Genomic DNA, 14,921 nt, shown 5'->3' on the forward strand with positions numbered 1-14,921 from the left:
TCAGCGGAAGTCGCGCGACTTCGCTGGGATGCGCAGGTCCAGTTGCTGCAACCGGTCGGCGTACAGGCTCACCACCCCCTCGACACTCTCCACCACGCCCCGCACCAGCAGCGCCGAGCTGTTGCGGGCGACCCGGCGGTACCTGGCCCACAGGCCAGGCGAGCACACGACGTTGACCATGCCGGTCTCGTCCTCGATGTTGAGGAACGTGACGCCGCCCGCGGTCTGCGGGCGCTGCCGGTGCGTCACCGCCCCACCGAGCAGGACCCGCGACCCAGTCTCCACTTTGGACAGCTCGGCTGCCGTCACCGCGCCGAGGCGGATCAGGCGTTCGCGGAGGAACTGGGTGGGGAAGCTGTCCGGGGACAGGCCGGTCGCCCACACGTCGGCGACCGCGAGTTCGACCTCGTCCATGCCGGGTAATCGGGGCGCGGTGACGCCGACCGCCGTGCCCGGCAGCCGGTCGGGGCGTTCGGCCACCGCCGCGCCCGCCGCCCACAGGGCCTCGCGGCGGTCGATGCCGAAGCCGCTGAACGCTCCCGCGGTGGACAGGGCCTCCATCTGCGGGCGGGTGAGCTGGACGCGGCGGGCCAGGTCGACCATGTCGCGGTACGGGGTCGTCCGCTCGGCGACGATGCGGTCGGCCAAGTCGGTGCCGATCAGGCGGACCGCGCCCAGCCCCAGCCGCACCGCCTGCTCGGGCGACCCCGGCTCGACCGGTTCGAGCGTGGCGTGGGCGAGGCTTGCGTTGATGTCGGGGCCGCGCACCGTGACCCCGTGCCTGCGCGCGTCGGCGACCAGGGACTGTGGCGAGTAGAAGCCCATCGGCTGGGCGCGCAGCAGGGCGGCGCAGAACGCGGCCGGGTAGTAGAGCTTGAACCAGGCGCTGGCGAAGACGAGGTAGGCGAAGCTCAGCGCGTGGCTCTCGGGGAAGCCGAAATTGGCGAACGCCAACAGTTTCTCGTAGACGCGCGCGGCCAGTGGCTCGTCGAGTCCGTTGGCGATCGCCCCGGCGTAGAAGCGTTCGCGCAGGCGTTCCATGCGGCGGGTGGATCGCTTCGCGCCCATGGCCCTGCGGAGTTCGTCGGCCTCGGCGGGGCTGAAATCGGCGACGTCGACGGCGATCTGCATCAGCTGCTCCTGGAACAGCGGCACGCCCAGCGTCTTGCTGAGCGCCTTCTCCAGCAGCGGATGGTCGACGATCGGGTCTTCCAGCTTGTTCTTGCGCCGGATGTAGGGGTGGACCGAGCCGCCCTGGATCGGGCCGGGGCGGATCAGCGCGACCTCGACGACCAGGTCGTAGAACTCCCGCGGCTTGAGCCGGGGCAGCGTCGCCATCTGCGCTCGACTCTCCACTTGGAACACTCCGACCGAGTCCGCGCGGCAGAGCATGTCGTAGACGCGCTGGTCGGCGAGGTCGAGCTCCCCCATGTCGACGGTGACGTCGTGGTGATCCTTGACGAGGTCGATCACGTAGTGCAGCGCGGACAGCATGCCCAGGCCGAGCAGGTCGAACTTGACCAGGCCGATGGCGGCGCAGTCGTCCTTGTCCCACTGCAGGACCGTGCGGTTGGGCATGCGGGCGGGCTCGACCGGGCACACTTCGCTGACCGGGCGCTCGCAGATGACCATGCCGCCGGAGTGGATGCCCAGGTGGCGCGGGAAGTTCTCCAACTGTCCCGCCAACTCCAGCACCGCGACGGGCACGTCGAGATGGTTGTCGTCCACTGTGGACTGGAGTGGACCCCAGCGGTCGATCTGCTTGCTCCACGCGTCCTGCTGCCCTGGCGAATATCCCAGCGCCTTGGCCATGTCGCGCACGGTGGACTTGGCGCGGTAGGTGACCACGTTGGCGACCTGAGCGGCGTGGCGGCGGTCGTACTTGCCGTAGACGAACTGGATCGCCTCCTCGCGCCGGTCGGACTCGATGTCGAGGTCGATGTCGGGCGGGCCGTCGCGGGCCGGGGCCAGGAACCGCTCGAACAGCAGCTCCCAGCGCACGGCGTCGACCTTGGTGATGCCGAGCGCGAAGCAGACCGCCGAGTTGGCCGCCGAGCCGCGGCCCTGGCAGAGAATGTCGTTCCGCACGCAGAAGTTCACGATGTCCCAGACCACCAGGAAGTAGCCGGGGAAGCCGAGTTCCTCGATGACCTTCAGCTCGTGGTCGATCTGCGCGTAGGCGCGCGGGCGCTCGGCGGCGGAGCCGTAGCGTTGCGCGGCGCCCTTATAGGTGAGTTCGCGCAGGTAGGTGACCTCGGTGTGGCCTTCCGGGACGTCGAAGGGCGGCAGTTTGGGGGCGACCAGCCGCAGGTCGAAGGACAGCTGCACGCCCAGCAGCGCGGCCCGCTGCACGGCGCCGGGGAACCGCTCGAACCGGGCGGCCATCTCCGCGCCCGAGCGCAGGTGGGCGGTCGGCGACGGCGGCAGCCAGCCCGCGAGGTCGTCGAGGCTGCACCGCGCCCGCACCGCGGCCATCGCCGCGGCGAGCTGGCCGCGCGACGGGTGGGCGTAGTGGACGGCGTTCGTGGCGATGGTGGGCAGTTTCAGCTCGTCGGCCATCCGGGCGAGCAGGTCGTTGCGGTCGGTGTCCTCCGGCAGGCCGTGGTCGACCAGTTCCACGAACACCCGGTCCGGCCCGAACGCGGCCACGAGCAGCTCCAGCTGCTCGAACGCCGCCACCGGACCGCCCGCCGCAAGCGCTTGCCGCACACCGCCTTTGCGGCAGCCGGTGAGCACGACACAGTCGTCGCGGGTCTCCTCGACGACCTCGACCAGGTCGTAGACCGGCTTGCCCTTCTCCTCGCCGCGCAGGTGCGCGGAGGTGAGGACGCGGCAGAGGCTGTGGTAGCCCGCCTGTTTGTCGGCCAGGAGCAGGAGGTGTTCGCCTTCCGGGTCGGGCACGCCGTTCTGCGGGCCGGTGAGCCCGATGCTCAGCTCGGTGCCGAACACCGCGCGCATCCCCAGTTCCCTCGCCGCCTCGGCGAAGCGGACCACCCCGTACATGCCGTCGTGGTCGGTCAGGGCGATGGCGTCGAGGCCGAGCAGGGAGGCGGCCTCGACCAGTTCCTCGGGGTGGCTGGCGCCGTCGAGGAAGCTGAAGTTGGAGTGGCAGTGCAGTTCGGCGTAGGGGACGCGGGAATCGCCGTCCGGGTTGTCGGTGACCCCGGGCGGGCCGACCCCCATCGGCGGCACGTACCGGTCGCGCCTGCGCGTCCACGCCGGGCTGTCGCCGCCGTCGCCGACCTGCGGGCGGCCGGAGAGGATGCGCTCGACCTCCGCCCACCGCACCGGCGGGTTGTTCCACCCCATCTCAGGGCAGCAGCGGCGGCCCGGCCTCCGGCGAACGCCGCGGCTCGGGAATCAGGTCGAGCAGGTCGAGCCAGTCGACGGCGACGGGGTCGTCATTCATCGGTAGATCCCTTCCACAGACCATCTCTTGTTCTCACGGACGAGCAGCAGCGCGTCTTGACTGTCCTCTTCGGACTGCTCGGCGAGCAGCACCTGCAGCCGGGCCCGGCGGCGCGCCGACTCCGGATCCCACCAGCGTTCGTCGGCGGGCCACGGCCCGGACCACCCGGCCACCCGCCAGGGCTTGCCGCCGAAGACGACGCTCGCGGGCGGCGCGCTGAGCAGGAAGCGGCCCGTGACGCCGACCTCGGCGCCGTCCTTGTCCAGTACCGCCGCGGGCAGCGGGACGGGCGGGACGACGGCAGGCGATGGCGCGGGGAGGCGCCCTGGCCACGGCCGGTCGGGCGGCGCGGGCGGGGCGCGTTCGTCGCCCCAGGGGACGAGGTGGACCTGGTCGGCGGGGCCGCGGCCGCCGCTGAGGACCGGGGTGAGGACGGCTTCGGGGCCGAGTAAGCCCTGGACGTGGACCATGGCGCGGGCGGCGCGTTCGGCCCGTTCGTCGTTGCCGCCTTGCCACAGGCCCAGTTGGAGGGCGCGGCCGTCGACGAGTTCCTCGGGGTCGAGGCGCAGGAGCGTGACCCCGGCCGACGGGCGGCCCGCGCCGCGCAGCCAGCCGTCGAGCTGCCAGCGGACGCGGTCGGCGATGCCGGAGGGGGTGAGCGGCTCGGCGCAGCGCCATCCCCGGTCGTGGGTCTCGCCGTTGGCGGTGCTCGCGTGGATGCGCAGGCGGGTGCAGGCCAGACCGTGCGCGGCCAGACCGGCGTGCAGGCGTTCGGCGAGTTCCCTGGCCACGAAGGCGGCGGCGTCGACCCGGTCGACCGGCGGGTCGGGGTGGTGGGTGACAGCGAGGTCGACGGGCGGGCGGCGGCGCACCGGGGGGCGTTCCTCGAGACCGCGGGCGAGGCGGTGGGCCAGGCCCGCGTCGGCGCCGAAGCGGGAGGTGACGTCGCCGGGGGCCAGCGCGGCGAACGCGCCGAGGGTGCGGATGCCGAGCCTGCGGAGGAGGTCGACCAGCTCCGGCCTGCTGTCGAGTTCGGTGATGGCCAGGGGGGCGAGGAAGTCGGGGCTCTTGTCGGGCGGGACCAGCTTGCCGCGGTGGGCGGCCAGGGTGGCGGCGAAGAGCCCGTCGGCGATGCCGACCTGACACTCGGCGCCGGTGCGCGCGGCGACCTGGTCGATGATCCGCTCGGCGGCGGCCTCTTCGGAACCGAAGTAGCCGACCGGGCCGCGGGCAGGGACGGCGACGACTCCTGGACGGACCACCTCCACCCCGACGGCCAGTTCCTCGACGGCGGCGGCGACCGGCTCGAACCGGGCGGCGTCCCGGTCGACGTCGTCGGGGAAGACCACGAGATCGGGACAACGCCCTTGCGACTCGCGGCGGCGCATCCCCCGGCGAACCCCCTCCGCGCGAGCGCCCGCGTTGACGCAGATGACCCGGTTCGCCGCGACCACGGCGGCCGGGGTGTCCAGCGCGAGCCCGGCGACCGTACTCGCGGCGACGACGGGCCAGTCGGGGCACCAGACGACGAGGAGGCGGGTCACATGTTCGAACATACGTTCGAACGTATGGGGTGTCAAACGGTCACGCCAGGAGGCGGGTGGCGACGAAACTCGGGGGTGTCGGACTGTCGCCCTGGAGGGTGATGGACGCGCGGAACGGGCGGGCGGCGGAGCCCCGACCCTGGGCGTAGACGTCGACCACGTGGCCGCGGAGGTGTCCGTGGCCGTCACCCAAACCGGACCAGCGGCCGCCTGAGCAGCGGAGTTCCAGGTCCGGACTGGGCCATGACCCGAAGGCGATGAGGGCGGCGTCGCGGTGGCGGGCCCGGGCGGAGAGGCGCCGGGCGTGGGCCTGGGTGATCCGCGGGGCGACCACGGCGACGATGTCGAAGCCGTCGAGCAGGGCGGCGGTGACGCCGACGATGTCGACGCCCGGTTGCGGGACCAGGGCGAGCCGGTCGACGGCGACGCCCAACTCGGCGGCGGCCAGGACGCCGAGGTCGGGAATGCCGACGAGAGCGGCCCAGGAGCCGCCCGCCGTGGCTTCGGCGAGCAGGGCGAGCAGGAGCGCGGCGGAATCCCGGACGGCGACGGTGCCTCCGGGACGGAGGCCGCCCCATGGAAAGAGGGGGGCGAGGTCTTCACGGACCGGAAGGAAGGGCGGGGACCCATCCGGGCGGGGGCGGCGGGAAAGGGCGCTACCGCGGCGGACGGGGAGAGCGCGCTCCAGTGCGGCCAGTCGGGTTGGGGGGTCCGAGGGCGCTTGGCGGGCGGGCTCAAACCTTGAGACGGGACCCGCGGAGACGAGGGTGCGGACGGGGCGGCTTGCCGATGCCGAGGACGCGTCCGGAACCGTCGAGCGCACATGCGGGCTCGACCGAGCCGGCGATAACGCGGTTGGGGCTGGAGTTGAACGCGGAGCCGAGGCTGGGGCTACGGCGAACGTCGAGGACTCGACCGGCGCAGCGAAGTCGACCGCGGAACCCAACGACGGCGAGTCGCTGGCTGCTCCCGGGTTCTTCCCCGCGCCGAAAGCAGCCAGCGACCGCACCGCGTACACCTCCCCACGTCCACGCGTACCGCTCAATACGCGAGTTGCCGTGGGGAGACGGCGGTTGGGGGCGAGTGGCCTCGACTCCACCCGATCCCGTCGAACACCTGTTCGACAAGACAGAGCATACCCGCCCCGCCGCCACTGTCAACTAGTGCGCGAAATGCCGAGTCCCAGTCAGGTAAACCGCCACACCTGCGGCCTCCGCCGCGGCGATGACCTCGGCGTCCCGGACCGAACCACCCGGCTGCACGACCGCGCGGACGCCCGCTTCCAGCAGGACTTCCAGGCCGTCCGGGAACGGGAAGAACGCGTCCGACGCGGCGACCGCGCCCGCGGCCCGCTCGCCCGCGCGGGCGACCGCCAGGCGGGCGGCGTCGACGCGGTTGACCTGGCCCATGCCGACGCCCACGGTGGCGCCCGCGTTGGCCAGGAGGATGGCGTTGGACTTGACCGCGCGGCAGGCCCGCCAGGCGAAGGCCAGGTCCGCCAGCGTGGCGTCGTCGACCGGGGTTCCGGTCGCCAGGGTCCACTTGGCCGGGTCGTCGCCGTCGGCGTCGATCACGTCGGCCGTCTGCAGGAGCAGGCCGCCGGAGACCGGGCGGAGTTCGGCGCCGCGGCGGACGGGCTCGGCGACCAGGATGCGGACGTTCTTCTTGCGGCTGAGCACGTCCACCGCCCCGTCCGCGTACGACGGCGCGACGATGACCTCGGTGAACACCTCCGCCACCTGCTCGGCCATGGCCACGCTGACCTCGCGGTTCGCCGCGATCACGCCGCCGAAGGCGCTCTGCGGGTCGCAGGCGTGGGCGTTGCGGTGGGCCTCGGCGATGTCGACCTCGGCCACCGCGATGCCGCACGGGTTGGCGTGCTTGATGATCGCCACGGCGGGCGCGTCGTGGTCGTAGGCGGCGCGCCAGGCGGCGTCGGCGTCGACGTAGTTGTTGTACGACATCTCCTTGCCGTGCAGCTGCGTCGCGGTGGCCAGGCCGCGCGAGCCGTCGCCCTGGGCGTACAGGGCGGCGCGCTGGTGCGGGTTCTCGCCGTAGCGCAGCACGTCGGCGCGCTGCCAGGTGGCGCCGACCCAGCCCGGGAAGCCCGAGCCCTCGTCGTCGGCGGCGAGCGCGCTGCCCATCCAGGACGCCACGGCGACGTCGTAGGTCGCGGTGTGGCGGAAGGCGTCGACGGCGAGTTTCTGCCGGTCGGCCAGGGTGAAGCCGCCCGCGTTGACCTCGGCGAGCACCCACTCGTAGCGCGCGGGGTCGACCACGACGGCGACGCTGCCGTGGTTCTTCGCCGACGCGCGGACCATCGCCGGGCCGCCGATGTCGATCTGCTCGACGCACTCGTCCACCGACGCGCCGGAGGCCACCGTCTTGACGAACGGGTACAGGTTCACCACCAGCAGGTCGAACGCGGCGATGCCCAGCTCCTCGAGCTGCGCGACGTGCGCGGGGTTGCGGGTGTCGGCGAGCAGGCCCGCGTGCACCCGCGGGTGCAGCGTCTTCACCCGGCCGTCGAGCGACTCGGGGAAGCCGGTGACCTGCTCGACCGGCGTGACCGGCACACCGGCGTCGGCGAGGGTCTTCGCGGTGCCGCCGGTCGAGACGATCTCGACCCCGGCCGCGTGCAGGCCGGTCGCCAGCTCGAGGAGACCGGACTTGTCCGACACGCCGATCAGCGCCCGGCGAACCGGTTTGCGCTGGGCTGAGTCCGTCACGGGATACTCACCTTTCGTCCATCCACGGTGTATCCGTCGCGCGCGATCCTGGTGACGACGTCGACCAGGAGCCTGCGCTCCACCGTCTTGATCCGTTCATGCAAAGTGGCCTCGTCGTCGCCCGCCGCCACGGGGACGGGTTCCTGGGCGATGATCGGGCCGGTGTCGACGCCCGCGTCGACCAGGTGCACCGTGCTGCCGGTGACCTGGACGCCGTAGGCGATGGCGTCGGCGACCGCGTGCGCGCCGGGGAACGACGGCAGCAGCGCGGGATGGGTGTTGACCACCCGGTTGGCGAACCGGTCGAGGAACCGGGGGCCGAGGATCTTCATGAAGCCCGCCGACACCACCAGGTCGGGCTCGTGCGCGGCGACGGCGTCGGTCAGCGCGGCGTCCCACGCGGCGCGGTCGGCGTGGTCGCCGAGGCGCGCGGTGAAGGTGGGGATGTTCGCGCGCTCGGCGCGGGCGAGGCCCTCGATGTTCTTGCGGTCGGCGCCGACGGCGACGATGTGCGCGGTCCCGGCGTCGATCAGCGCCTGCAGCAGGGTGCCCGAACCCGAGACCAGGACGACGACCCTGGCCGCGACCGCCGGGGAGAACTGGAAACTCAGCGTGGACTCCTGCGCGCGCCGGAACGGGATACGCCCAGCGTAGGCGGTCCGTAGTCGATCTTGCTCAGCGGCCTGGCTCAGGCTCGGCGGGCTCATCGGAGTCGGTCTCGGTCTCCTCGTCGGCGGACTCCTCCGGCTCGTCGGCCTCCTCGGAGTCGGAGTCCTCGGCCTCGGTTTCCTCGTCCTCAGCGGATTCCGATTCGTCGGCCTCGGCGGCCTCTTCCGGGTCGATCAGCCCGACCGGGCCCTCGACCACCGGCCGCGGCCCGGCGAACCACGCCACCAGCGCCCCGGGCACCGCCACCCAGCAGCCCAACGCGAACGACACCAACGCCGCGTGCAGGTCGAGCGGGTGGAACGGCCCGCCCGCGAGCGCCCCACCGGCACTGCCCGCCAGCACCACGAACGCGAGCGCGACCACGACCGCCGCTACCACCACCGACCGCATCCGCTCGCGCGGCTCCTCCGCCGCGGCCCGCAGCACCCAGCCGACCAGCACACCGACCGCGGCGGGCAGCAGGAACAGCCCGACCCACCACAGCGCCGCGTGCTCGGGCAGCGCGGCCAGCAGCGGCAGCGCCGGGACAGGACCGCCCTCGAACCCGACCGGCGCGATGGTCACCGAACCCAACGAGAACCCGGGACCGGCGATGAACGCCGTGCCCGCGACGACCGCGTTCGGCAGGTATCCCGCCGACAGCAGCAGCATCCCCAGCGCACTGCCCGGACCGTCCAAAGCGAACATCGAGTTGGCCGAACCGAACGACGTGACGAGCCCGAACGTCACGATCAGCGCCCCGAGGGCGAGCAGCGCGGCGACCGCGAGCAGCCCCGCGCGCAGGCCGCGCAAGGCCGACTCGTCGACCCGGCCCGTGGCCCACTCGACCAGGCCGGACCGCTTCGCCACCCCGACGCCCGCGGCGAGCCCCGACAGCAGCGCCGGGTAGTAGAACCCAGCCAGCGGGTCGACCACGACCGGCCCGCCGTCGATGAGCAGCGCGACCGTGAGACCGAACGCGGCGTGCGCGGCGACCGTGACCAGCACGATCTGGCCGCACTCCCGCGCGCCCCACGCGTCGACGCGGTCGGCGGCGCCCGCGGCGGTGCGACCCGCGAGCAGCATGAGCAGCACGGTCGGCAGCAGCGGCAGCGCGCCGAGCTCGTGGCCCTGGATGATCAGCGGCACCTGGTGGGCGGCCAGCCAGCCGGGCAGCGCCGCGGTGAGCACCCCGGCGGTGGTGAACGTCGAGCGGGAGGCGATCGCGGTGACCAGCGCCATCACCGCGGCGACCGCGGCGTAGCCGGTGAGCAGCGGGCCGAGCGCGGCCACGGCGAGCGCCCGCAGGCGTGCCGCGGGTGCGACCGGTTCCACCTCCAGCAGCGCCATGGCCCCACTCTGGCATTCGGGTGAGAACCCACCCGGGGTGCCACGCCGCCGTCAACCGATCCGGTGAACACCTTCACACCCGAGCGCTTGGCCGCCGGTGGCGCTCGGGTGCCCATCGGCACGGCGACGCAGTCGCTCGTGTCGATGGGTGCCCGGGCGTCACCTTCGGGGCGGCCAAGCCGCGTCCCGGAGGGACGCCATGTCTCAGCCCTGCTGCGGGTAGCCGCCCGGCGGGGTGCCCGGCGCCTGGCCGAACTGTCCCGGCGGCGGCGCGTACGGCTGCTGCGGCTGGGCGAACGGCTGCTGCGGCTGCTGGGCCTGGAACTGGCCGGACGGCGGCGCGTAGCCACCGGGCTGGCCGTACTGCGGCTGCGGCTGCGGCGGCTTGATCACGCCCGCCTCGAACAGCAGCGCGAACACCGCGGCACCGGACTGGATGATGGCGAAGATCAGCACCATGATCCCGCCCGCCTTGAGCGAGCCGCTGAAGGCGAAGACGGTGAACAGGAACGCCAGCATGCCGCCGACGGTGACCACCGCGGAGGTGATGCCCACCTTCTTCTCACCGGGCAGGACAACCGGCAGGGCGAACGCGCCGCCGATGAACAGCAGCGCCGGGATCCAGCCGAACGAGGTCTCGTAGAAGCCCGTCTCGGCCACGATCGGCGCGAACCCGAGGAACAGGTTCAGCAGACCGAGCCCGGCGACCACCAGGTGCAGGATCTGCGCCAGCTCGAGCTTCGGGCGCGCGGGCGCCGGGGCGTATCCGGGGCCCTGCGGGCCCGGGTAACCGCCCGGTGCCCCGCCTGGATAGGTCATCGCGTGCTCTCCTCAAGTCGTTCGTTCGACGCGACACGTGCGAACCGTCCGACGGAAGCAGCCACGTCGCGGTTCCGTCCCGTCGGAAACAAACTGGGGCCGGACGCTACACCAGCGTCCGGCCCCGAGTTCACCCGATCAGGCGTTTGCCTGGAACAGCTCCCGGGCCAGCGCGGCGGTCTCGGACGGCGTCTTGCCGACCTTGACGCCCGCGGCCTCGAGGGCCTCCTTCTTGGCCTGCGCGGTACCGGCCGAGCCGGACACGATCGCACCGGCGTGACCCATGGTCTTGCCCTCCGGCGCCGTGAAGCCCGCCACGTAGCCGACGACCGGTTTGGTGACGTTCTCGGCGATGTAGGCCGCGGCCCGCTCCTCGGCGTCGCCACCGATCTCGCCGATCATGACGATCAGCTCGGTCTCGGGGTCGGCCTCGAACGCGGCGAGCGCGTCGATGTGCGTGGTGCCGATGATCGGGTCGCCGCCGATGCCGACCGCGGACGAGAAGCCGATGTCGCGCAGCTCGTACATCATCTGGTAGGTCAGCGTGCCGGACTTCGACACCAGGCCGATCTTGCCGGGGCCGGTGATGTCGGCGGGGATGATGCCCGCGTTCGACTTCCCGGGGCTGATCAGGCCGGGGCAGTTCGGGCCGATGATGCGGGTGACGTTGCCCTTGGCGACGGCGTGCGCCCAGAAGTAGGCGGAGTCGTGCACCGGGATGCCCTCGGTGATGACCACGGCCAGGCCGATCTCGGCGTCGATCGCCTCGATGACGGCGTCCTTGGCGAACTTCGGCGGGACGAAGATCACCGACACGTCGGCGCCGGTGGCCTCCATGGCCTCGGCGACGGTGGCGAAGACCGGCAGGGACACGCCCTCGATCTCGACCTTGGTGCCCGCCTTGCGCGGGTTCACCCCGCCGACGATGTTGGTGCCGGACTTGAGCATCCGCGCGGTGTGCTTGGTGCCCTCGGAGCCGGTCATGCCCTGGACGATGACCTTGCTGCTGTCAGTCAGGAAGATAGCCATTGTCAGACCCCCGCCGCTGCGAGTTCGGCGGCCTTGTCGGCAGCGTTGTCCATAGTGTCCACCACGGTCACGAGCGGGTGGTTGGCCTCGGCCAGGATGGCGCGGCCCTCTTCGACGTTGTTGCCGTCGAGGCGCACGACCAGCGGCTTGGTGGCCTCGTCGCCGAGGATCTCCAGCGCCGCGACGATGCCGTTGGCGACCGCGTCGCAGGCGGTGATGCCGCCGAAGACGTTGACGAACACCGACTTGACGGCCGGGTCGCCCAGGATGATGTGCAGGCCGTTCGCCATGACCTCGGCCGACGCGCCGCCGCCGATGTCGAGGAAGTTGGCGGGCTTGACGCCCTTGTGCTTCTCACCGGCGTACGCGACGACGTCCAGGGTCGACATGACCAGACCGGCGCCGTTGCCGATGATGCCGACCTCGCCGTCGAGCTTGACGTAGTTGAGGTCCTTGGCCTTGGCCGCGGCCTCCAGCGGGTCCTCGGCCTCCTGGTCGACCAGGTCGGCGTGCGCGGGGTGGCGGAAGCCCGCGTTCTCGTCGAGGGTGACCTTGCCGTCGAGGGCGATGATCTTGTCCTGCGGGTCGCGGACCAGCGGGTTCACCTCGACCAGGGTGGCGTCTTCGCTGACGAAGGCCTCCCACAGCTTGACGATGACCTCGGCGGCCTCGGCGGCGACCTCGGCGGGGATCTTCGCGGCGGCGACGATCTCCTGGGCCTTGGCGAGGTCGACGCCCTCGATGGCGCTCACCGGGATCTTGGCGAGGGCCTCGGGGCGCTCGACGGCGAGCTGCTCGATGTCCATGCCGCCCTCGGCGGACGCCATCGCCAGGAAGGTGCGGTTGGCGCGGTCGAGCAGGAACGAGAAGTAGTACTCCTCGGCGATGTCGGACGCGACGGTCACGAGCACCTTGCGGGTGATGTGGCCCTTGATGTCCAGTCCGAGGATCGCTTCGGCCTTGGCCTGCGCGTCAGCCGGGTCGTCGGCCAGCTTGACGCCGCCCGCCTTGCCGCGTCCACCGGTCTTCACCTGGGACTTGATGACAACGGTCTGGCCGAGCTTCTCCGCGATGGCGCGGGCTTCCTCGGGGGTGCTTGCCACGTCGCCCGGCAGGACCGGGACCCCGTGGGCGGCGAAGAGATCCTTCGCCTGGTACTCGTACAGGTCCACTCGACAGTCTCCTGACTACGGTGTCGACGACGATGCTGTCGGACAGCGAGAAACCCTAGCGACCTGCGGATTGACCCGACACTTCACACCCGGTGAAGTCGGTCACCAGGAATGCCTCAGCACGGTGAAGTCTGTCACTGGTATCGCCCGGCCACCCATTCGAGGACCTCCGCGTGGGTGAGGACGCGGACGTCCGCGGCGTCGAGTTCGGCCAGCTTGGCGGCGATCTCCTGGGTGTCCCGGTCGACCGCGACGGCGTCGGCGTCCTCCTGGATCGCGGTGCTGACGACCTGATCGGGTGCCACGTAGATCACCTCGGCGCCCGCGTCGCGCAGGGCGCGGGCGACCGCGGGGATGTCACCGTCGTGGGCGAGGACTATCCGTTTCATCGGCGGTCGCTTGAGACAACCGCCACCAGCGCGGACACCAGCAGTGCGGCGACGCAGCCGACCGACAGCCAGAGGCCGGGGCCGGGGACAGACGCGGCGGCCCGGTCGGCGGTCAGCGGGTAGTCGAGCGCGTGGACCGCGACTACGCCCGCCGCGCCGAGGAGCAGCGCGCCCGCGCGGGGCGGCCGGGACATCGCGGCGATGACGACGGCGGCCAGGACCAGGAGAAGGCCACTAAGCAGGCCCCACGACGTGAGCCGGAAGTTGCTCCAGACCCCCGCCGCGACGAGGCCGGGGGCCTTGATCACCGGCAGGCCGAACGCGCCGATGGCGAGCAGCGCGGCGACGGCGAGCGGGGCGGCGAGCCCGAGGTTGACCTGGCGCCGGGTGAGGTCGACGTCGTCGCGTTCGACCACGCCCGCCAGCGCGGCCGTCGCCCCGGCGGCGAGGGCGAGCGCGACGGCGAGGACACCGAACCAGACGCCGGGTCCGACGGCGATGTCCTGGCTGACCCCGGTCGCGGTGAACGCGGCGTCGAGCGCGCCCGCGCCCGCGAGGGGGACGGCGAGGGTGGCGGCGGCGAACGCGGGACGGATCGACGCGGCGACCCTGGGGATGAGCAGAGGAACTGTGAACAGAAGAAGAAGGATTGCGGCGGGGAGGAAGAGCCGCGCCGAGTAGCCGACCGGGGCCTCCAGACCCGCGCTGACCTTGAGCTGCGCGGTCGACGCGGCGGTGATCGCGGCCGCGGCGGCGCCGAGCCCCAGGAGCCCGGCGACGAGGTGGTGCCTGCTGGGCTCGGGCGCGTCGAGCAGCGCGCTCGGGGCGACGCGTTCGGTGGTCTCGCCGCGGTTGAGGAACCACACGGCGACGGTGAGCAGGGCCATCGCCACCAGGGCGAGCGCGGGACCGGGCGCGACGGACAGCGCCGGGACGCTGAACCCGGCGGCCAGTTGCGGGAGGACCACGGCGGCGAGGGCGGCGGTGGCGCCGAGCAGGACACCCCGGGCGACCGACGGACGCGCCGACCCGCCAGCGAACACGGCGGCGGCCACGGTCGCGGCGGCCAGGACGAGGACGCCGTAGCGGGGCAGGGACGGGACCTCGAGGACGCTGCGGGCCAGCATGAACGCGTTGTCCGAGTGGAACGGCGCGAGCAGCAGGGCCACGCCCGCCACCAAGCCCGCGAGGAGGGCGAGGACCAGCGAGGTGCCCCGGGCCTTGGTCGAGCGGTCGTCGGAGTGATCGTCGAACTCGGCGGCGTAGGGCGAACCGGGGACCGCGCCCGCGCGGCCGAGGGCGAGCGCCCCGGCCAGCGCGACGGCCGCGTGACCGCCGAGCAGTAGCCACAGCCCGGGGGCGGCGGTGAGCGGGGCGAGGCTGGTCGGCACCAGGAACTCCGGCCGCGAGGCCAGCAGCGGGTCGACCGCGAGCTGCGCGTCGACCAGGGCGCGTCCCGGGGTCAGGAGGGCGGACCCGACGAGGACGCCCGCGCCGGTCGCGGCCTTGCCCGCCACGACGAAGGCGACCGCCAAGACCACCGGCAGGACGGCTAAGACCAGCAGCAACGCACTCGCGTCGAACCCGGCGGCGGGCGCGTCGGCGACGAGGCCACGCGCGGGCCCGATCACCAGGAGCGCCGCCCCCGCCGCCGCGGCGACGAGGGCGATGCGGAGTCTGCCCGGGACTTCGGACCAGCCGATCCGGTCGGTGGCCGGGAGGGCCTGGTCGATTGGGCTCGACGTGCCGGTCTGCGAAGTCATCGCGGGCAACGCTAGCAAGCACTGTCGGTATGTCCCCGGTGTCGACCGAGTGTCCCGGCAACTGGTTTT

The 14,921-nt window shown here is 72.6% G+C and carries 11 protein-coding genes; all 11 read right to left on the reverse strand.

Going from position 1 to position 14,921, the window contains the following annotated elements; genetic code table 11:
- The 11 genes from ACSHT8_RS19435 to ACSHT8_RS19485 all read right to left on the reverse strand — a co-directional run bounded on the left by ACSHT8_RS19435 (window position 1) and on the right by ACSHT8_RS19485 (window position 14,852).
- Window positions 1-3,309, reverse strand: a complete 3,309-nt coding sequence (locus ACSHT8_RS19435; RefSeq protein ID WP_436492291.1) for an error-prone DNA polymerase — start codon at window positions 3,307-3,309, stop codon at window positions 1-3.
- Window positions 3,310-3,405: 96 nt separating this feature from the next.
- Window positions 3,406-4,965, reverse strand: coding sequence for a DNA polymerase Y family protein (locus tag ACSHT8_RS19440; RefSeq protein WP_436492292.1), 1,560 nt, complete (start codon window positions 4,963-4,965; stop codon window positions 3,406-3,408).
- 28 nt (window positions 4,966-4,993) lie between these two features.
- Entirely contained in the window at window positions 4,994-5,776 is a 783-nt protein-coding gene (locus ACSHT8_RS19445; protein WP_436492293.1) for a hypothetical protein, read from the reverse strand.
- 337 nt (window positions 5,777-6,113) lie between these two features.
- A complete protein-coding gene (gene purH / locus ACSHT8_RS19450; protein WP_436492294.1) occupies window positions 6,114-7,682 on the reverse strand; it encodes a bifunctional phosphoribosylaminoimidazolecarboxamide formyltransferase/IMP cyclohydrolase in 1,569 nt (522 codons plus the stop codon).
- The gene (purN, locus tag ACSHT8_RS19455; protein WP_436492295.1) at window positions 7,679-8,389 is read right to left on the reverse strand and encodes a phosphoribosylglycinamide formyltransferase; all 711 of its coding nucleotides are present in this window, start codon (window positions 8,387-8,389) and stop codon (window positions 7,679-7,681) included. The genes purH and purN overlap by 4 nt, the downstream gene beginning before the upstream one ends.
- Window positions 8,358-9,680, reverse strand: a complete 1,323-nt coding sequence (locus ACSHT8_RS19460) for a cell division protein PerM (protein ID WP_436492296.1) — start codon at window positions 9,678-9,680, stop codon at window positions 8,358-8,360. Before ACSHT8_RS19460 ends, purN begins: the two co-directional genes overlap by 32 nt.
- A 204-nt stretch (window positions 9,681-9,884) precedes the next feature.
- Window positions 9,885-10,499: a DUF5336 domain-containing protein gene (locus ACSHT8_RS19465; protein ID WP_436492297.1), complete on the reverse strand. Its 615-nt coding sequence runs from the start codon at window positions 10,497-10,499 to the stop codon at window positions 9,885-9,887.
- A 138-nt stretch (window positions 10,500-10,637) separates the two neighbouring features.
- Complete coding sequence (gene sucD / locus ACSHT8_RS19470; RefSeq protein WP_436492298.1) at window positions 10,638-11,528, reverse strand: succinate--CoA ligase subunit alpha; 891 nt, start codon at window positions 11,526-11,528, stop codon at window positions 10,638-10,640.
- 2 nt (window positions 11,529-11,530) lie between these two features.
- Window positions 11,531-12,700, reverse strand: coding sequence for an ADP-forming succinate--CoA ligase subunit beta (sucC, locus tag ACSHT8_RS19475; protein WP_436492299.1), 1,170 nt, complete (start codon window positions 12,698-12,700; stop codon window positions 11,531-11,533).
- Between the two features lie 134 nt (window positions 12,701-12,834).
- Complete coding sequence (locus tag ACSHT8_RS19480) at window positions 12,835-13,089, reverse strand: hypothetical protein (protein ID WP_436492300.1); 255 nt, start codon at window positions 13,087-13,089, stop codon at window positions 12,835-12,837.
- Window positions 13,086-14,852, reverse strand: a complete 1,767-nt coding sequence (locus ACSHT8_RS19485; protein WP_436492301.1) for a hypothetical protein — start codon at window positions 14,850-14,852, stop codon at window positions 13,086-13,088. The genes ACSHT8_RS19480 and ACSHT8_RS19485 overlap by 4 nt, the downstream gene beginning before the upstream one ends.
- Window positions 14,853-14,921 lie beyond the last annotated feature (69 nt).

Source organism: Actinokineospora sp. HUAS TT18, assembly GCF_051364635.1.
GTDB lineage: Bacteria > Actinomycetota > Actinomycetes > Mycobacteriales > Pseudonocardiaceae > Actinokineospora.